This window comes from Kitasatospora sp. NPDC094016, assembly GCF_040304045.1.
GTDB lineage: Bacteria > Actinomycetota > Actinomycetes > Streptomycetales > Streptomycetaceae > Kitasatospora.
This window is the reverse complement of the sequence record NZ_JBEOUK010000039.1, coordinates 68,976-87,025: the sequence shown is the minus strand read 5'-3', so window position 1 is coordinate 87,025 and position 18,050 is coordinate 68,976. Positions and strand designations below refer to the sequence as shown.

Here is an 18,050-nt window from a genome sequence, read left to right as displayed (position 1 = left end):
GTTGCGCTCGCGTCACGCACCACGGTTTACCGGAACTGGACCCGCTGCGAAGGTAAATCGCGCAGATTGATCACGACCGAATACGCGCCCTAGCCAGGGCCCGCCCGGCGGGGGCGACGACTCCATCACCCGGGAGGGGCAATCCAGCGGGAATAAATGAAGAGCTGTTCATGTATTCCTGTATGGTCGACGCGTCGCCCCGTCGTGTCCGCGTGGAGGAACACCACAGCCATGTCCGCAACCCTCACCGAGCGCCCAGCCGCCGCAGCCCCGCGCGGCGGCGCCGCTCCCAAGCGCCGTACGCGCGTCTTCGCGCTGACCGAGGCCCGCTGGGCCGCCGCCGCGACCGTCGCCTTCCTGACCGCCCTGCCGCTCCAGCTGACCGGCGCCCCGGCCTGGGCCTGGGGGCCGCTGTACGCGATCGCCTACGTCACCGGCGGCTGGGAGCCCGGCTGGGCCGGCCTCCGGGCGCTGCGCGAGAAGACCCTCGACGTCGACCTGCTGATGATCGTCGCCGCGATCGGCGCGGCCTCGATCGGGCAGGTGATGGACGGCGCGCTGCTGATCGTCATCTTCGCCACCTCCGGCGCGCTGGAGGCGCTGGCCACCGCCCGCACCCAGGACTCGGTGCGCGGCCTGCTCGACCTCGCCCCCACCACCGCCACCCGCCTGCTGGACAACGGCGGCGAGCAGACCGTCGCCACCGAGGACCTGGTGGTCGGCGACACCATCCTGATCCGCCCCGGCGAGCGCGTCGGCGCCGACGGCCGCGTCCTGGACGGCGCGAGCGAGATCGACCAGGCCACCATCACCGGCGAGCCGCTGCCGGCCGCCAAGCAGCAGGGCGACGAGGTCTTCGCCGGCACCCTGAACGGCACCGGCGCCCTGCGCGTGAAGGTCGAGCGCGACGCCTCCGACTCGGTGATCGCCCGGATCGTCGCCATGGTCGAGGAGGCCTCGGAGACCAAGGCCCCCACCCAGCTGTTCATCGAGAGGGTCGAGCAGCGCTACTCCCTGGGCATGGTCTTCGCGACCCTCGCCGTCTTCCTCGTCCCGCTGGCCTTCGGGGCCGCCGTGACCGGCTCGCTGCTGCGGGCGATGACCTTCATGATCGTCGCCTCGCCCTGCGCCGTGGTGCTGGCCACCATGCCGCCGCTGCTGTCCGCGATCGCCAACGCCGGCCGCCACGGCGTCCTGGTGAAGTCCGCCGTCGTGATGGAGCGGCTCGGGCAGGTCGACGCGGTCGCGCTGGACAAGACCGGCACCCTCACCGAGGGCACCCCCCGGATCACCGCCCTGCTCCCCCTCGCCGGCAGCGGCCTGGACGAGGACGAACTGCTGACCCTGGCGGCCGCCGCCGAGCACCCCAGCGAGCACCCGCTGGCCCGCGCGGTGGTCGAGGCCGCCCGCCGGCGCGGCCTCGACCTGCCGGTCGCCGAGGGCTTCGCCTCCACCCCCGGCGTCGGGGTGACCGCGACCGTCTCCGGTGCCGTCATCGCGGTCGGCGCCCCCGCCCGGCTCCTCGACGGCGCGGACCACGCGCCCTCCCCCGAGGCGGAGGCCACCGCCGTCGCCGAGGAGCTGGAGCGCGACGGGCGCACCGCCGTCCTGGTCCGGCGCGACGGCGTCCCGGTCGGCGTGCTCGGCGTCGCCGACCGCCTGCGCCCCGACGCCGCCGCCACCGTCACCGCCCTGGCGGCCCTGACCGGCGCCGCGCCGGTGCTGGTGACCGGCGACAACCCGCGCGCCGCCGCGCGCCTCGCCGCCGAGGTCGGCATCACCGACGTCCGCGCCGGGCTGCTCCCCCAGGACAAGGTCGCCGCCGTCCGGGAGCAGGAGAGGGCCGGGCGCAAGGTGCTGGTGATCGGCGACGGCGTCAACGACGCCCCCGCCCTCGCCGCCGCCCACACCGGCATCGCGATGGGCCGGGCGGGCTCCGACCTGGCGCTGGAGACCGCCGACGCGGTCGTCGTCCGCGACGAACTCGCGACCGTCCCCACGGTGATCGCGCTGTCCCGGGCGGCCCGGCGGCTGGTCGTCCAGAACCTGGTGATCGCCTCGGTGTTCATCTCCGGCCTGGTCGTGTGGGACCTGGTCGCCACCCTGCCCCTGCCGCTCGGCGTCCTCGGCCACGAGGGCTCGACCGTCATCGTCGGCCTCAACGGCCTGCGGCTGCTGCGCGAGAGCGCGTGGAAGCGCGCGGGCGCCACCGGGCCGCGGCCGGTTCAGGAGCCGGTGCGGGCCCGGCGCAGCAGGTAGGCGCCGGAGGCGGCGGCGAGCAGGGCCATGCAGGCGGTGAAGACCAGGCCGGCGCGGGCCAGGCCGATCGGCGAGGTGAGCAGGCCGATGCCGATCACCGGGATCGAGATGCCGAAGTAGGCGACCACGAAGAGCGCCGACAGGGCGCCGCCGCGGTGCTCGGCGGGAGCCGCGGCGGCGATCTCGCCGACGGCGCCGCGCAGGCCCATGCCCTGGCCGGCGCCGCCCACCAGGGCGCTGAGCACCAGCAGCGGCAGGGCCGTCCAGGCGAGGGAGCCTGCCATCAGGGCCAGCCCGGCGATGAGCACCAGGCAGCCGATCGGGATCGCCCGGGCGGTGCCCAGCCGGGGCACCACGAGCTGGCCGAGGGTGGAGGCGAAGAAGGCCGTGCAGACGATCAGGCCGACGACGGCCGGGCTGTGGACGCCCAGCCGCTGGGCGAGGAAGGCCGGGCTGACGGAGGTGAAGACGCCCAGCAGGGAGAAGCCCGCGAAGGCGGCGAGGCCGGCCGGGACGAACACCCCGCGGACCTCCGGCGGCAGGGACGGCCGGCGCGGCCGGGCGGTGCGCAGCGGGCGGGCGCCGGTGACGGTCTCCGGCAGGAGCCGGGTGACGGTGAAGGAGGCGGCGAGCAGCACCAGGTGCACGGCGAACGGCAGGGTCAGGGGGTGGGGCGTGTACTCGGCGAGCAGTCCCGACAGCACCGGTCCGCAGCCCAGGCCGCCGATGTTGGCGGCGGTCGCGACGAAGCCCGCGCGGGCCTGGTGCCCGGGTGGGGCGAGCTCCAGGACGTACGCGGTGGCGGTGCCGGTGAACAGGCCCGCGGACAGGCCGGACAGCAGGCGGCCCAGGGCCAGCAGCGGGAGGCCGCCTTCGGCCAGGAAGGCGACGGCGCTGCACGCCGCGAGTGCCAGTCCGCAGAGCAGGACGGGCCGGCGTCCGACGGAGTCGGAGACGTTGCCGACGAGCAGCAGGACGCCGATGACGCCGAAGGCGTAGATGGCGAAGACGACCGTCACCATCAGTTCGGAGAAGCCGATCTGCTCCTGGTACAGCCCGTACAGCGGGGTGGGCAGGGTGGTGCCCGCCATGCAGACGGCGAAGCCGGCGGCCGCCCCGAGGTAGCCCGCCCGGCCCATGAAGGACCGCGCAGTCTGATGATCGGTCATTCGTCCACAGTAGGGCGGCCGTCGCCGTCGCAGCCACGGCTCGCGGGGCCGAATAGGCCGATCCGCCCAGGAACCGACGCCCGGCCCCGGCCGCACCCACCCCCGGCGCGGTCGGCCATCGGCTACCGGATCGCGCCGCGGTCCGCGGACAGGCCGTGGGTGGTGCCGCCCCCGGCCCGCACCTGTGTCGGGAGCGCTCCCCAGTAGCGCCGGAACGCGGTGCTGAAGTGCCGGGTGTCCGCATAGCCGCACGAGCGGGCGACGGCCGCGACGGACAGCGGGCGCAGCGCGGGATCGGCCAGGCGCTGGGCGGCGACGTCCAGCCGTCGGCGGGTCAGGTAGGCGATGATCGTGCACCCCGTCTCCTGCTGGAAGAGCCGTGCTGCGTGGCGCTCGCTCAGGTGGACCTGGGTGGCGACGTCCCGTACCCGTACCGGGCGGTCGAAGTTGTCGTCGAGGTAGCGGGTCATCCGCGCGGCGGCCGCCGCCGCGCGCCCGCCCGGCACGGGCGTCGGGCGCGCGGCGGCCGGCAGGTCGGCGACGACGCGGGCGCAGGTGAGGACCAGCGCGGGGCCGAGGGCGGCCAGCAGGTCGGGGCTGGCCGGCCCCGGAGCCGCAGCCTCTTCGGCGAGTGTCGCCAACAGCCGGGGAAGCGGGGTTCCGGCGGCCGGGGCGACCTGGCGCGGACCGGCCGCGAGGGCGTCGAGCAGGGCGGCGGTCTCCGGGGAGCCGGGCCCGGCGGCCCCGCGCGGGCCGCGTTCGGGGACCATCGTCCAGGACCAGAAGACGATGCCGAGCGGGTCGCGGGCGTCGGTGGTGATCTCGTGGACATCTCCGGGGCGGGCCAGGAACAGCTCGCCGGCTCCGACCGGGTGCTCCAGCGCGCCGATCCGGAACGTCCCGCGCCCGGCGTAGGCGTAGCAGAACTCGAAGTAGGAGTGGCTGTGCCAGTAGTTGCGCCATGGCTCGGGCGGGTAGAACCCCCAGTCCACGAACTCGACCCGTCGTCCGGCGAGGGTGGTGCCCAGCCGCACGGAGTTGAGCAGGGGCAGGGCGGCGCCCGCCCGGGCCAGTTCGGTCATCTCGGCTCGCCCGCCCCGTCCGTCCTGCGCGCGGTGGGGTCGACGCCCCGCAGCATCATGCCCTGACCGAGGGACCAGGTGTGATCGTCCGTGGTGGGCCGGTCCGCAGGGTCCCGGAACTGTACCAGCCAGGTGGTGCGGGCCTGGTCGGAGGTGTTCAGCCCCGAGCCGTGCACGGTGAGGTAGCCGAAGAACAGGACGTCGCCGGCCTCCGCGGGGCACGGCCGGGCGTCCTGGAGCCGCCAGGTGTCGGGCGACAGGTGCCAGCTGCCGTCCTCGACGTGCGGCAGCGGGCCCTGCCGGTGGCTGCCGGGGACGGCCCTGATGCAGCCCTTCTCCTCCGGGGCGTCGTCGAAGTGGAAGACCGCGGCCGCGACGGTGTGCCGGGCGTGCGGGAAGAACGGGTGGTCCTGGTGCAGGGGGAAGGGGGAGCCGGTCTCCGGTGGCTTGATGAACATCTTCGTGTGGTGCAACTGGAGGTTGGGCCCGCCGAGCAGTGCGGCCGCGACGTCCGTGAACCTGGGGTCGACCAGCAGCCGGGCGAAGGCCGCCGAGTGGAACTGCGCGTCGTGGGCGTGCTTGAGGGCCGTGCGTCCGGCGGACGCACCCGCGACGGTGCGCGCGCTGGCCCAGGTCGGGTCGGCGTCGGAGTCGAGGCGGGCGGCCAGGGCGTGGCACTCCTCCCGCATCTCCGCCGCCTCCTGTCGGCTGATCAGGTTCTTGACGAGGAGGAAGCCGTTCTCGTGGTAGGCGGCGAGGTCGTCGGGGCCGAGGGGTTCGTTCATGGCCTCGACCGTAGGCGTGGGGACCGGGCCGGGCCGAGGGGCGATACGGACGGCCCGGTGGGTAATCCGGACATCGGCCCGCGCGTTCAGGTCCCTTTCGCCGGGCGGCGGCCGAGCAGGCGGGGGTGCTCCCGAGGCGGGGAGCGCCCCGCCTCGATGTCCGGGCAGCGTCACCTCGATGCCCTGGCACCCCAACTGGCTTGTGGCGCAGACGAATCCGTGCGCGTCCGTCCTCTTGTCAAAGGTTAGTGATGTTTCCTAACTTGATGTCATGTCCGATACCTCACTGCACTCCCGGCGCGACCTCCTGCGCGTGAGCGCGGCGGGCGGTGCCGCCTTCGCCGCGGGCGGCCTCCTGCTGCCCGGCGCCGCCCAGGCCGCCCCCCGCCCGACCGCCCTCGACACCCCGACCGTCCCCGCACCCCGCAGCGACCGGACCGCCGGGTCCGCGCTGCGCCCCTTCGGCCGGCACCTGGCCTTCGGGGCCGACCCCTCCCAGCAGGTCGTCGTCTCCTGGCAGGTGCCGGGCGCGGTGACCGCCCCCTTCGTCCGGATCGGCCTCCAGCCCGGCGACTTCGGCTCCCCGATCGCCGCCGAGGTCCGCACCCTGGTCAGCAAGCTGTCCTGGCAGCACCCGGTCGAGGACCAGCCCCTGGTCAAGCCCACCACCGTCACCCAGTACTACCTGCACGCGCAGGTGGACCAGCTGATCCCGGACACCACGTACTACTACGTCGTCGGCCACCAGGGCTACGACCCCGCGGGGCAGCGCGCCCGGCTCGGCGACGTGGCGAGCTTCCGCACCGCGCCCGCCCCCGGGCGCGGCACCGGGTTCACCTTCACGGCCTTCGGCGACCAGGGCGTCGGGTACAACGCGGCCGCCACCGCCAACCTGATCGCCGGCCTCGACCCCGCCTTCCACCTCCACATGGGCGACCTCTCGTACGCCAACAGCGGCGGCAGCGGCAAGACCAGCGACCCCTACGACGCCCGCCTGTGGGACTCCTTCTTCGTGCAGAACGAACCCGTCGCCGCCCGGACCCCGTGGATGATGGCGATCGGCAACCACGAGATGGAGGCCTGGTACGGGGCCGACGGCTACGGGGGCGTCCGCGCCCGGTTCACGATGCCCGACAACGCCTGGGCGCAGTCCACCGGCATCTACTCGTGGCGCTGCCAGAACGTCGGCCTGATCAGCCTCGACGGCAACGACATCTGCTACAACACCGCGGCCAACCTGAACTACACCAAGGGCAAGCAGAAGAAGTGGCTGGAGAGCCGGCTCGCCGCGCTCCGCGCCGACACCACCATCGACTTCGTCGTCGTCTACCTGCACCAGTGCACGTACTCCACCTGCCACGACAACGGGGCCGAACTCGGCGCGCAGCAGGACTGGGCCCCGCTGTTCGACAAGTACCAGGTGGACCTGGTGCTCAGCGGCCACAACCACGTCTACGAGCGGACCGACCCCATCCGCTCCGGCAAGCCCACCCGCAAGGTCGCCTCCGGAGACACCGTCAATCCGCTGAAGGACGGCACGACGTACGTCGTCGCGGGCGGCGGTGGCGGTGGGGTCTACTCCTTCCCCGTCGCCGACACCTACCTCGGGCACGAGACGAAGAACGACTCCCCCGTGCCGATGGTGGTCGCCGATCCGACGGGCCACAACCAGACCGTCAAGGTCACCTGGTCCAGGGTCCGTTACACCGGTTACTGCCTGGTGGCGGTCGACGTGACGCCCGCCGCCGCCGGCAAGCCGGCCCGCATGGCGGTGCGCTCGATCACCGAGGACGGCACCGCCGTGGACCAGTTCACCGTGCAACGCGGCTGACCCGGCCCGCGCCCGCGCCCGGACGGTCTGCTCCCCGCCGACCGGGCCGGGCGCGGCGGCGGGCCGGCGGGGTGCGCGTCAGCGGTCCGTGGTGACGGTGAAGCCCTCCGGGGCGCGCAGGTCGACGGCCCCGGTGTGGTCGGTGGACACCTCGATCGGCAGGCCCGCCACCGTCAGGCCGGTGAACGTCAGCGACTCGTAGCCGGCCGGGAGTTGGGCCCGCACCCGGAGCCGCCGGTTGGGGGCGTCGGCCTCCAGGCCGAGCAGTGCCTGCACCACCTGGACGGAGGCCGCGGCGGCCCAGGCCTGCGGGCGGCAGGAAGCCGGGTAGGGGACGGGGCGGGCGACCTCGGCGCGCGGGTAGCCGCCGAAGAGTTCGGGCAGGCGGTGGTCGAAGGCCGCCGCCGCGCGGACCAGGCCGGCGGCCAGCGGCGCGGCGGCGTCGTGCAGCCCGGCGCGGGCGAGGCCGTGGACGGCGATGGCGCTGTCGTGCGGCCAGACCGAACCGGTGTGGTAGCCGAGCGGGTTGAACCCGGCCGCGGCGGCGTCCAGGGTGCGCAGCCCGAAGCCGCTGTCCATGCCGGGGGCGGTGAGCCGGCCGGCGACCAGGGCGCTCTCCTGCGGGTCGAGCAGGCCGGTGCCGAGCAGGTGGCCCATGTTGGAGGCGACCGAGTCGACCTTGTGCTTGCCGCCGTCGAGGGCGACCACCGGGTACGGGCCGTGCGCGTCCTCGGTCCAGAACCGGTCGCGGAAGCGCAGCCGCAGCTCCTCCGCCCACTGCCGCCAGCGGTCGGCGCCGGGCCGGCCGAAGGCCTCCAGCAGGGCGGCGGAGGCGACGGCGGCCTCGTAGGCGTAGGCCTGGACCTCGCTGAGCGCGATGGGGGCGTCGGCGATCCGGCCGTCGCGGAAGCGGATGCTGTCGGAGGAGTCCTTCCAGCCCTGGTTGGAGAGCCCCTTGCCGGAGCTGTCGACGTACTCCAGGAAGCCGTCGCCGTCCGCGTCGGCGTGGTCGGCCAGCCAGGCGAGGGCGGCCTCGGCGTGCGGCAGCAGGTCCTCGACCTGGTCCTCGGGCATGCCCCAGCGCCAGGCGTCGTGCAGCAGGGTGAGCCACAGCGGGGTGGCGTCGGCCGTGCCGAAGTAGCAGGGCGGCAGGTGGGAGCCGTTGTCGAGGTGCTGCTCGTCGCGGCGGACCTCGTGGAGGATCTTGCCGGGCTGCTCCTCGGTGGCCGGGTCGAGGGCGCGGCCCTGGCGGCGGGCCAGGGTGCGCAGTGTGCCGGCGGCGAGTTCGGTGCCGAGCGGGAGCATCATCCGGGCCGCCCAGAGGGAGTCGCGGCCGAACAGGGTGAGGAACCAGGGGGCCCCGGCGCCGAGGAAGTGGTCGGCGGGCTCCAGCGGGTCGGTGAGCAGGAGGCCGCGCAGGTCGTGGTGGGAGCGGGCGATCCAGTGCGCGAGGTGGTGGTCACGGCCGGTGATCGCGGGGGTGCGCCACGGGGCGGCGCCGGCGGCCGGGGCGGGGAAGAGGTCGCCGTCGCGGTGCTCGGCGGTGCACTCCAGGACAGCCTGCCAGCTCTGGCCGGGGGCGAGTTCGAGGTCGAAGCCCAGGGTGCCGGTGTCGGCGGCGAGGTGGTCGGGCGCCGGCTCGACGGTGAGGGCGGCGCTGAGCGCGCCCTCGCTCCAGCGCAGGCCGTTCGGGCCGGCGGTGGGCGTGAGGGCCTGGGTCGCGCGGCCGGCCTTGACGGAGTCCATCGCGGCGAAGTCGCTCTCCGCGCGCAGGTCCAGGCGCAGGCGGGCGGTGAGGTCGCCCGCGTTGCGGACGGTGTAGCGCTCGACGAGGCGGCCGGGGTGCAGCTCCCGGCGGCGTTCCAGCGTGACGGCCGGGTCGGGGGTGAGCTCGGCGATGCCGCGCAGCACGGTGACGAAGGTGGTGCGCCCGTCCTCGCCGAGCGCGGTGGCGACGGGGGCGTTGGGGACCGCGGCGACGCCGGCCTCCAGGCGGGAGAGGATCCGGCGGTCCCCGTGGTAGAAGCCGTCCGCGCCTTCGCCGATCCGCCCGTCCGGGCGCGAGGCACAGAAGCTCGGGGCGGCCACGGAGAGCTGGGCGTCGTGCAGGAACGGCTGCAGGGCGATCGCTGACATGGTCTCTTCATCCTCGTTTTGGGGCTTGACAGTTGCTTCCACTCGGGCGCAACCTTTCTGCCATTGGAGCGTTCCAAGACATTAACCCCACTGGTGGGGATGATGGAACCCCGTATTGGAACGCTCCAAGATCTTGTCAATGAAGACAGAACCTAGGATCGCCGTCATGCATGCACACTCATCGCCCCGGCCCAGGACAGGGTCCGCCGCGACCCTCGAAATGGTCGCCGCCCGGGCCGGCGTGGGCCGTCAGACGGTGTCCAACGCGATCAACTCGCCCGAGCTGCTGCGCCCGCAGACGCTGGAGCGGGTCCAGCGCGCGATCGACGAGCTCGGCTACCGCCCGCACCGGGCCGCGCAGGCGCTCAAGACCAGGGCCAGCCGGCTGATCGGCTACGGCATCCGCTCCAGCAGCACCGGCGTCCCGACCCCGGTCCTGGACCAGTTCCTGCACTCGCTCTCCGAGGCCGCCGACCAGGCCGGCTACCGGGTGGTGCTGTTCGCCGTCGCCCCCGGGGACGACGAACTCACCAGCTACCAGCAGCTGCTCGACGAGCACGGCGCGGACGGCTTCGTCCTCAGCGGCACCGACCGCGGCGACCGCCGCCAGGGCTGGCTGCACGAACGCGGCGTCCCGTACGTCGCCTTCGGTCGCACCTGGTCCGGCCGGGACGTCGGCGACTGGGTCGACGTCGACGGCTCCGCCGGGACTTCGGCCGCCGTCCGGCACCTGGCCGGGCTCGGCCACCGCAAGATCGGCTTCCTCGGCTGGCCGAAGGGCTCCGGCGTCGGCGACGACCGCGCCCGCGGCTGGCAGAGCGCGATGCGCGAACTGGGCCTGCCCGCCCGGGGCCGCCGGGCCGAGAGCCCGGACGACCAGGCGAGCGCCACCGAGGCCGCCGAACGGCTGCTCGCGACCGGCGCGACCGCGGTCGTGACCGCCAGCGACACCCTGGCGCTCGGCTGGTACCAGGCGCTGCGCCGCGACGGCCGCACCCCCGGCCCGGACGCGGCCGTCATCGGCTTCGACGACTCGCCGATCGCCCCCCTGCTGTTCCCGTCACTGTCCAGCCTCGCCCAACCGCTCGACGCGGTCGGCCGCGAGTGCATGCGGCTGCTGCTGGAACGCCTCGGCGACCACCACCGGCCGACCGAACACGTGCTCCTGGAACCGGAGCTGGTCCTGCGCGAAAGCGTCTGACCGCCGCTCCCCCCGAACCATCTCCTCCCACTCCCCCCACCCACCCTCGCAAGGAGATCCCGCATGGCCACCTCCCGCACCCTCGCCGCGGCAGCCGTCTGCGCGGCCGTCACCCTCGGCGCCGTCACCGGCTGCTCCTCCTCCGGCGGCTTCGGCGACTCACCGGCCAAGCAGTCCTCCGGCGGCAACCAGAGCCTGACGGTACTGATCGCCACCTCCGGCGAGTCCGAGACGGCCGCGGTCAAGGCCGCCACGGCCGACTGGGCCAAGAAGACCGGCAACACCGTCACCGTGCAGATCGCCAGCGACATCAACCAGCAGCTCGGCCAGGCCTTCGCCGGCGGCAACCCGCCGGACCTCTTCTACGTCAACTCCGACCAGTTCGCGAACTACGCCAAGGGCGGCTCGCTGTACGCCTACGGCGACCAGATCCCGGACACCGCCGACTTCTCCGAGCCGCTGCGCAAGGCCTTCAGCTACGACGGCAAGCTCACCTGCCTGCCCAAGGACACCTCCACCCTGGGCCTGGCGATCAACACCACGCTGTGGCAGCAGGCCGGCCTGACCGAGGCCGACTACCCGACCAGCTGGCAGCAGCTCTCCGACGACGCCGCCAAGCTCACCAAGGACGGCGTGACCGGCCTGGTGACCGCCCCCGACTACCAGCGGCTCGGCGCCCTGCTGAAGGAGGCCGGCGGCTGGATCACCAACCCCGAGCAGACCGCGATGACCGCCGACAGCCCGGCCAACAAGCAGGCGCTGGAGTACGTGCAGTCGATGATGAAGGCCGGCTCGGCCAAGTACGTCGCCGAGGTGGACGCCGGCTGGGGCGGCGAGGCGCTCGGCAAGGGCAAGGCCGCGATGACCATCGAGGGCAACTGGCTCAAGGGCGCGATGGCCAAGGACTACCCGAACGTCCAGTACAAGGTGCTCCCGCTGCCCGCCGGCCCGGCCGGCCCCGGCACCCTCGCCTTCAGCAACTGCTGGGGCATCGCCGCCAAGAGCCAGCACCAGGCCGCCGGGGTCGACCTGGTCAAGCACCTCGCCTCCGCCGACCAGCAGCTGGAGTTCGCCCAGGCCTTCGGCGTGATGCCCTCGCGCACCAGCGCGCTGAGCGCCTACGCCCAGAAGTACCCCGAGTCCAAGGCCTGGGTCGACGGCGTCGCCGACGCCCAGGCGCCGGTCACCATCGCCGGGTTCACCAAGGTGCTCACCCAGTTCAACACCGACCTCCAGTCGCTGAAGACGGGCGACCCGGCGGCCATCCTGGCCACCCTCCAGCGCAACGGCGAGCAGGCCATCAAGAATGCCAAGTAACAGCTCCACCGGCACGACACGCCGGCGCAGCCTGCGCGAGGGAGCATGGGGCTGGCTGTTCGCCGGCCCCATGGTCCTGGTCCTCGGCCTCTTCATGGTCCTGCCGATCGGGATGGCCCTGTGGGTCAGCCTGCTGCACTGGGACGGCCAGTCCAACCCGTTCAGCGGCAGCGCGGACTTCATCGGCCTGGACAACTACCGCCGGCTGTTCGCCGAGGACGGCCTGGACCGCACGCTGTTCGCCACCTCGATGCGCAACACGCTGTACTACGTCCTGCTGACGGTGCCGCTGCAGACGGTGCTGGCGCTGCTGCTCGCCATCCTCGTCAACCAGCGGATGCTGCGCGGCCGCGGCGCCCTGCGCACGGTGTTCTACTTCCCGTCCGTCACCAGCTCGATCGCGATCTCGACGGTCTTCCTGTTCCTCTTCCAGGGCAGCGGCGCCGTCAACCGGATGCTGGGCTGGCTCGGGGTCAAGGGGCCGAACTGGTTCGCCGACCCGCGCGGGGTGATCTGGCTGGTGCTCGGCTGGTTCGGCCTGGACCAGCCCGCCCCGGGCACCGGCGGCCCGCTCGGGCTGTCCTGGTCGGAGTGGTTCGCCGGGCCCTCGGTCGCGATGTGCACGCTGATCCTGATGGCGGTGTGGACCACCTCCGGCACCTTCATGCTGATCTTCCTCGCCGCCCTCCAGGACATCCCGCGCGAACTGGAGGAGGCCGCCGCGCTCGACGGCGTCAACCGCCGCCAGCTGCTGCGCCACGTCACCCTGCCCGCGCTGCGGCCCGTCCTGTTCCTGGTGCTGACCCTCGGCCTGATCTCCACCTGGCAGGTCTTCGACCAGGTGTACGTGATGGGCAAGGGCGCGCCCGGCAACACCACCCTCACGCCCGCCTACCTGTCCTACTCGGCCGGCTTCGACAACGCCGACTTCGGGCAGGGCGCCGCCATCGCGTTCGTCCTGCTCGGCCTGATCCTGCTGCTCACCGCCGTCCAGCGGTGGGTCCTGCGGGAGCGGGACGGCAAGCCCCGCCGCAGCCCGAAGGGAGCCCGCCGTGCCGCACGCTGACCGCAAGGCCACCGTGGACAAGCCGATCCTCGGCCGCTTCCCCCGGCCGCTGCGGATCCTCGGGTACGCCGTCCTGCTCGGCTTCGCACTGCTCTACCTGCTGCCGTTCCTGCTGCAACTGGTGAACAGCTTCAAGACCGACCCGGACGCGGCCGCCAACCCGATGTCGGTACTGCCCGACGGCGGCACCCTGGCCTCCTACCGGCGGCTGTTCGGCCTGGCGGAGGGCGTCGAGAACATCCCGTTCCTGCGCTGGCTGGGCAACAGCGTGCTGGTGACCGTCCTGGTGACGGCCGGCCGGGTGCTGTTCGACTCGATGGCGGGCTACGCGCTGGCCCGGATCAGGTTCCCGGGCCGCCGGCTGCTGTTCGCCTTCGTGCTGGCCGTGATGGCGGTGCCGGGCGTGGTGCTGCTGATCCCGAAGTTCCTGGTGCTGAAGAGCTTCGGCATGTTCGACAGCTACACCGGCATGATCCTGCCGCTGCTGGTCGACGCCGCCGGGATCTTCATCATGAAGCAGTTCTTCGAGTCGGTGCCGCGCGAGATCGAGGAGGCGGCGCGGATCGACGGCGCCGGGACGTTCCGGATCTTCTGGTCCGTCGTCCTGCCGATGTCCCGGCCCTCGCTGATCACGCTCACCGTGCTCTCCTTCCAGGGCTCCTGGAACGAGTTCACGCACTTCCTGGTCTCCACCCAGTCCAGCGAGCACGACACCCTCACCACCGGTCTGGCGCACTTCGTCTCCGGCGGCCTCGGCTCCGGGACGCAGTACCCGCTCAAGCTGGCGGCGGCGCTGGTCTCCACCCTCCCGGTGGCGATCCTGTTCTTCTGCTTCCAGCGCCACTTCGTGCGCGGCGCCAACTCGGGCTCGCTCAAGGAGTGAGCCCGGCCCGGCCAGTACACCCCCTCTGCCGAACCTTCCTGTGAACCCTTCTTGGAGAACCACGTGCCCGCCCGTATCGAGGACTACGCGCTGATCGGCGACATGCAGACCGCCGCCCTGGTCGGCAGGGACGGCGCCGTCGACTGGCTGTGCCTGCCCCGCTTCGACTCCCCGGCCGTCTTCGCCGGCCTGCTGGGCACGGACGAGCACGGCTTCTGGCGGATCGCCCCCGGTGACGCCCCGCCCGCCCACCGGCGGCGCTACCGGGGCGACTCGCTCATCCTGGAACAGGAGTGGGACACCGCCGGGGGCACCGTCCGGGTGATCGACTTCATGCCGCCGCGCGGCACGGCGGCCCCGCAGCTGATCCGGATCGTCGAGGGCGTCTCCGGCACCGTCCGGATGCGCTCGGCCCTGCGGATGCGCTTCTCGTACGGGCGCATCGTGCCCTGGGTGCACAAGGTCACGGACGGCACGGGCACCCGCACCGTCGCCGTGGCCGGGCCCGACTCGGTGTGGCTGGACGGCGAGTCCGAGACCTACGGACGCGACCTGACCACCTACGCCGACTTCACCGTCACCGCCGGCGAACGGATCGCCTTCGCCCTGACCTGGCAGGCCTCCCACCTCGGCGCGCCCGACCGGCCGGACGCCGAGCAGGCACTCGCCGCCACCGAGGAGTTCTGGCGCGACTGGGCCGCGCAGTGCACCTACCAGGGCCCCTACCGCGAGGCCGTGATCCGCTCCCTGATCACCCTCAAGGGCCTCACCTACGCCCCCACCGGCGGCATCGTCGCCGCCCCCACCACCTCGCTGCCCGAGGACATCGGCGGCGTCCGCAACTGGGACTACCGCTACACCTGGCTGCGCGACGCCACCATCACGCTCTCCTCGCTGCTGCGCACCGGCTACCGCGACGAGGCCAAGGCCTGGCGCGAGTGGCTGCTGCGCGCCGTCGCCGGCGACCCGGAGAACCTCCAGATCATGTACGGCATCGCCGGCGAACGGGAGCTGGTGGAGACCGAACTCGACTGGCTGCCCGGCTACGAGGGCTCCCGCCCCGTCCGAATCGGCAACGGCGCCGCCGGGCAGCTCCAGCTCGACGTCTACGGCGAGGTCGTCGAGGCCCTGCACCTCGCCCAGCACACCGGCCTGGCCCGCAACGACCACGCCCACCTGCTGCAACTGCGGCTGATCTCCTGGCTGGAGGAGCACTGGCAGGAGCCGGACGAGGGCATCTGGGAGGTCCGCGGCCCGCGCCGGCACTTCGTCCACTCCAAGGTGATGGCCTGGGTCGCCGTCGACCGGACGGTCCAGCTGCTGGAGCAGACCGACTGCGAGGGGCCGCTGGAGCGCTGGCGCGCCCTGCGCGACACCATCCACGAGGACGTCTGCACCCACGGCTACGACCCGGAGCGCAACACCTTCACCCAGTCCTACGGCTCCCAGGAACTCGACGCCTCGCTGCTGCTCATCCCCCAGGTCGGCTTCCTGCCGCCGGACGACAAGCGCGTCATCGGCACCGTCGAGGCGATCCAGCGCGAACTGTCCACCGAGGACGGCTTCGTGCTGCGCTACCCCACGAGCGGCGGGGTGGACGGCCTGCCGGGCGACGAAGGCGCCTTCCTGGCCTGCTCGTTCTGGCTGGCCGACGCCCTCGCGATGATCGGCCGGACGGACGAGGCGCACCAGCTGTTCGACAAGCTGCTGTCCATCCGCAACGACCTCGGGCTCCTGGCGGAGGAGTGGGACCCGCGGCTCAAGCGCCAGGTCGGCAACTTCCCGCAGGCCTTCAGCCACGTCCCGCTGATCGACACCGCGTTGCGCCTCGGCCGGGGCTGAGTACCGGGGCCCGTCCGTGGTGGCGGTCAGCCCGGCTGTCCGGCCCGGCCGCCACCACCGTCCCCGTCCTGCTCCTTTGCCCAGGCGACCGCCCACTCGTCGAGCGGGCGCAGGGCGTGGCCGAGGGCTTCTCCCAGCCGGGTGAGCTGATAGCCGTCGGCCGACGGGGCGACGAGGCCGCCCGACGTGAGTTCACGGAGCCGCTGGTAGAGGACGCTCGACGACAGGCCCTCGCACCGTGCGAGCAGGGCGCGGGCCCCGAGCGGGCCGGCGCGCAGCTCCCAGAGGAGGCGCAGGGCCCAGCGGCGTCCGAACAGGTCCATCGCGGCCATGATCGGCCGGCCGGTCGTCGAGCCGCGGACCGGCTCCCCCGGGCGTGGTGTCGGCATAGCTCCCCTTGCGTTTCGTTATTCGAAACATTAACATCCCCCTTGCTGTTTCTGATTCCGAAACATCCGGAACGAGCGCAACGGGAGAGCCCATGCCGCGGATAGCCCCGCTGGAGCCGCCGTACACCGACCAGGCCGCCGCGCGACTCGCGCGCATGACGCCCGAGGGGGCCGCGCCGATCGGCCTGTTCCGCCTGTTCGCCAGGAACCCGCCGATGGCCGACGCCATGCACGGGTGGGGCCGCTACGAGCTGGGCCGGCGGCTGAGCCTGACCATGCGCGAGCGCGAGATCGTCATCGACCGGACGTGCGCGCTGTGCGGCTGCGAGTACGAATGGGGGGTCCACGTGATGACGTTCGCCGAGCGGGTCGGCCTCACCCCCGCGCAGACGGCGTCACTGGTCCACGGCGGAGCCGCCGACGCGTGCTGGACGTCCGAACGGGAACGGCTGCTCATCCTCGCCGTCGACGCGCTGCACGCGGACTCCGACATCGACGACGCGCTGTGGGCGCGACTCACACCGGTCTTCGACGACGGCCAGTTGCTCGACCTGCTCCTGCTGTGCGGCTGGTACCACGCCGTCAGCTTCGCCGCGCGGACCGCGCGGGTGCCGTACGAGCCCGGCGCACCCCGTTTCGCCGACGTCGCCCCGGTGCCCGCCGAGCCCCGCCTCCCCCGAAAATAATCGGCCACCCCCTTGCTGATGATGTGATCAAATGTGTAAGCACTGTGGCGCTTGACGCCACCGGGGAGGGACTGGTCCGACCATGCGGTCAGGCCCCGTTACACAGGAGACGTACCATCAACACCGCCATTCGCCGGGCCGCACGCGGAACCGTTCCCGTCGCCGTCACCGCATCCGTGCTCGCCGCCGGCCTGGCCGCCTGCGGCACCGTCGAGCAGCTGTCCGCCGCGCAGAAGGTGTCCAAGGCCTTCACCAAGGTCGGCGAGGGCAAGGCCGCCGGCCTCACGTTCTCCGTGGACGCCACCCCCGAACAGATCACCGCCTTCGGCGCGGCCACCGGCGACAAGGTCGACCCGAAGACCGCCGACGCCGTGTCCGGGCTGAACTTCTCCGTCGCGATATCCGCCGACAAGCCGCTGAAGGACCTCGACACCTTCAAGAACACGCAAAGCAACAGTGCCGACAAGGACCTGACGCTCGACAAGTCGGTGCGCCTGTCCTACGTGCTCTCCGACCGGAAGGGCACCGCGCTGCTGGAGTACCGCCAGGTCGACGCCAAGGCGTTCCTGCGGGCCGACGCCAAGGCCCTGGTGAAGCTGCTCGGCGAGGACCCTTCAGAGGTCGACGCCATCAGCAGCGGCATGCCCGCCGAACTGAAGCCGATCAAGGACGTGCTGGCCGGCAAGTGGGTCTCCTTCGACCTGCAGAAGCTCGCCGACGACGCCAAGAAGTTCGACGGCGCCAAGGCCACCCCGAGCGCACAGCCCTCGCTGGACCCGGAGTCCGCCAAGCAGCTGACCAACTCCCTCAAGGACGTGCTGTCCCGCACCGTCACCTTCGAGGACAAGGGCAAGAAGGACGGCGCCGAGCACATCTGGATGAGCGCCCCGGGCCGCCAGCTGGCCGACGAGCTGCTGAAGGCCCTCAAGCCGCTGGCCACCAAGCTCCCCGAGCAGTTCGGGAAGCTCCCCACCTCCGTCCCGAGCACCGTGCGCGAGGACAAGGTCGGCGTCGACCTCTACCTGAAGGACGGCAAGCTCTCCGCCGCCACCTTCGACCTCGCCCAGCTGGAGGCGAAGGCCGGACCGGGCGTCAACTTCCCGGTGAAGCTCGCCTTCAACCAGAACGCCCCGACCGTCGAGGCCCCCGCCGGCGCCACCGCGCTGACCAGCGACGACATCCAGAGCGCGATGATCACCCTCATCGCCTCCGGCGCCACCAGCGGGAACAAGGGCGGCCCCGCCCCGACCACCCCGGCGCTCACCCCCGGCAAGCCCCTGACCCCCGCCCAGTCCGAGGAGTTGAAGGCCCTCGGCCTGCCGCCGGCGCAGCAGGAGGTGTTCAGCAAGCTCGGCATGGGCTACGAGGACATGAAGAGCCTCGCCCAGGAGGGCTGATCCCGCC

The 18,050-nt window shown here is 72.8% G+C and carries 14 protein-coding genes; 9 read left to right on the top strand and 5 right to left on the bottom strand.

Features of this window, described 5'->3' with window-relative positions; all coding sequences use genetic code 11:
* Nucleotides 1-231 precede the first annotated feature (231 nt).
* A complete protein-coding gene (locus ABT015_RS28855) occupies nt 232-2,259 on the top strand; it encodes a heavy metal translocating P-type ATPase (protein ID WP_350884152.1) in 2,028 nt (675 codons plus the stop codon).
* Here ABT015_RS28855 and ABT015_RS28850 read toward each other — a convergent pair.
* From ABT015_RS28850 to ABT015_RS28840, 3 genes are all read right to left on the bottom strand, one after another.
* Nucleotides 2,226-3,428: an MFS transporter gene (locus tag ABT015_RS28850; protein ID WP_402454311.1), complete on the bottom strand. Its 1,203-nt coding sequence runs from the start codon at nt 3,426-3,428 to the stop codon at nt 2,226-2,228. The genes ABT015_RS28855 and ABT015_RS28850 overlap by 34 nt on opposite strands.
* 122 nt (nt 3,429-3,550) lie before the next feature.
* Complete coding sequence (locus tag ABT015_RS28845) at nt 3,551-4,510, bottom strand: AraC family transcriptional regulator (RefSeq protein WP_350884150.1); 960 nt, start codon at nt 4,508-4,510, stop codon at nt 3,551-3,553.
* Nucleotides 4,507-5,295, bottom strand: a complete 789-nt coding sequence (locus tag ABT015_RS28840) for a phytanoyl-CoA dioxygenase family protein (RefSeq protein WP_350884148.1) — start codon at nt 5,293-5,295, stop codon at nt 4,507-4,509. Before ABT015_RS28840 ends, ABT015_RS28845 begins: the two co-directional genes overlap by 4 nt.
* Before the next feature lie 271 nt (nt 5,296-5,566).
* On the opposite strand from ABT015_RS28840, the gene ABT015_RS28835 reads away from it, so the two are divergent.
* On the top strand, nt 5,567-7,126 hold the full coding sequence (locus ABT015_RS28835) for a purple acid phosphatase family protein (RefSeq protein WP_350884146.1): 1,560 nt from the start codon (nt 5,567-5,569) through the stop codon (nt 7,124-7,126).
* A gap of 78 nt (nt 7,127-7,204) precedes the next feature.
* Here the strand turns inward: ABT015_RS28835 and ABT015_RS28830 are convergent, their stop codons facing one another.
* Nucleotides 7,205-9,262, bottom strand: a complete 2,058-nt coding sequence (locus tag ABT015_RS28830) for an amylo-alpha-1,6-glucosidase (RefSeq protein ID WP_350884144.1) — start codon at nt 9,260-9,262, stop codon at nt 7,205-7,207.
* A gap of 166 nt (nt 9,263-9,428) precedes the next feature.
* On the opposite strand from ABT015_RS28830, the gene ABT015_RS28825 reads away from it, so the two are divergent.
* From ABT015_RS28825 to ABT015_RS28805, 5 genes are all read left to right on the top strand, one after another.
* Entirely contained in the window at nt 9,429-10,463 is a 1,035-nt protein-coding gene (locus ABT015_RS28825; RefSeq protein WP_350884142.1) for a LacI family DNA-binding transcriptional regulator, read from the top strand.
* Between the two features lie 63 nt (nt 10,464-10,526).
* Complete coding sequence (locus tag ABT015_RS28820) at nt 10,527-11,780, top strand: sugar ABC transporter substrate-binding protein (protein WP_350884140.1); 1,254 nt, start codon at nt 10,527-10,529, stop codon at nt 11,778-11,780.
* Nucleotides 11,770-12,846: a carbohydrate ABC transporter permease gene (locus tag ABT015_RS28815; RefSeq protein ID WP_350884138.1), complete on the top strand. Its 1,077-nt coding sequence runs from the start codon at nt 11,770-11,772 to the stop codon at nt 12,844-12,846. Before ABT015_RS28820 ends, ABT015_RS28815 begins: the two co-directional genes overlap by 11 nt.
* Nucleotides 12,833-13,729, top strand: a complete 897-nt coding sequence (locus ABT015_RS28810) for a carbohydrate ABC transporter permease (RefSeq protein WP_350884136.1) — start codon at nt 12,833-12,835, stop codon at nt 13,727-13,729. Before ABT015_RS28815 ends, ABT015_RS28810 begins: the two co-directional genes overlap by 14 nt.
* A gap of 63 nt (nt 13,730-13,792) precedes the next feature.
* Nucleotides 13,793-15,571: a glycoside hydrolase family 15 protein gene (locus tag ABT015_RS28805; protein ID WP_350884134.1), complete on the top strand. Its 1,779-nt coding sequence runs from the start codon at nt 13,793-13,795 to the stop codon at nt 15,569-15,571.
* A gap of 26 nt (nt 15,572-15,597) precedes the next feature.
* On the opposite strand, the gene ABT015_RS28800 is transcribed toward ABT015_RS28805, so the two are convergent.
* Nucleotides 15,598-15,903: a winged helix-turn-helix transcriptional regulator gene (locus ABT015_RS28800; protein ID WP_350884156.1), complete on the bottom strand. Its 306-nt coding sequence runs from the start codon at nt 15,901-15,903 to the stop codon at nt 15,598-15,600.
* 149 nt (nt 15,904-16,052) lie between these two features.
* Here ABT015_RS28800 and ABT015_RS28795 point away from each other — a divergent pair, with 149 nt between their 5' ends.
* Both ABT015_RS28795 and ABT015_RS28790 read left to right on the top strand, forming a co-directional pair.
* Nucleotides 16,053-16,646 carry a carboxymuconolactone decarboxylase family protein gene (locus ABT015_RS28795; protein WP_350884132.1) on the top strand — a complete coding sequence of 198 codons (594 nt, stop codon included), beginning with the start codon at nt 16,053-16,055 and terminating at the stop codon, nt 16,644-16,646.
* Between the two features lie 176 nt (nt 16,647-16,822).
* Nucleotides 16,823-18,043 (top strand): hypothetical protein, encoded by a 1,221-nt coding sequence (locus tag ABT015_RS28790; RefSeq protein ID WP_350884130.1) that lies wholly within the window; start codon nt 16,823-16,825, stop codon nt 18,041-18,043.
* Nucleotides 18,044-18,050: the final 7 nt, after the last annotated feature.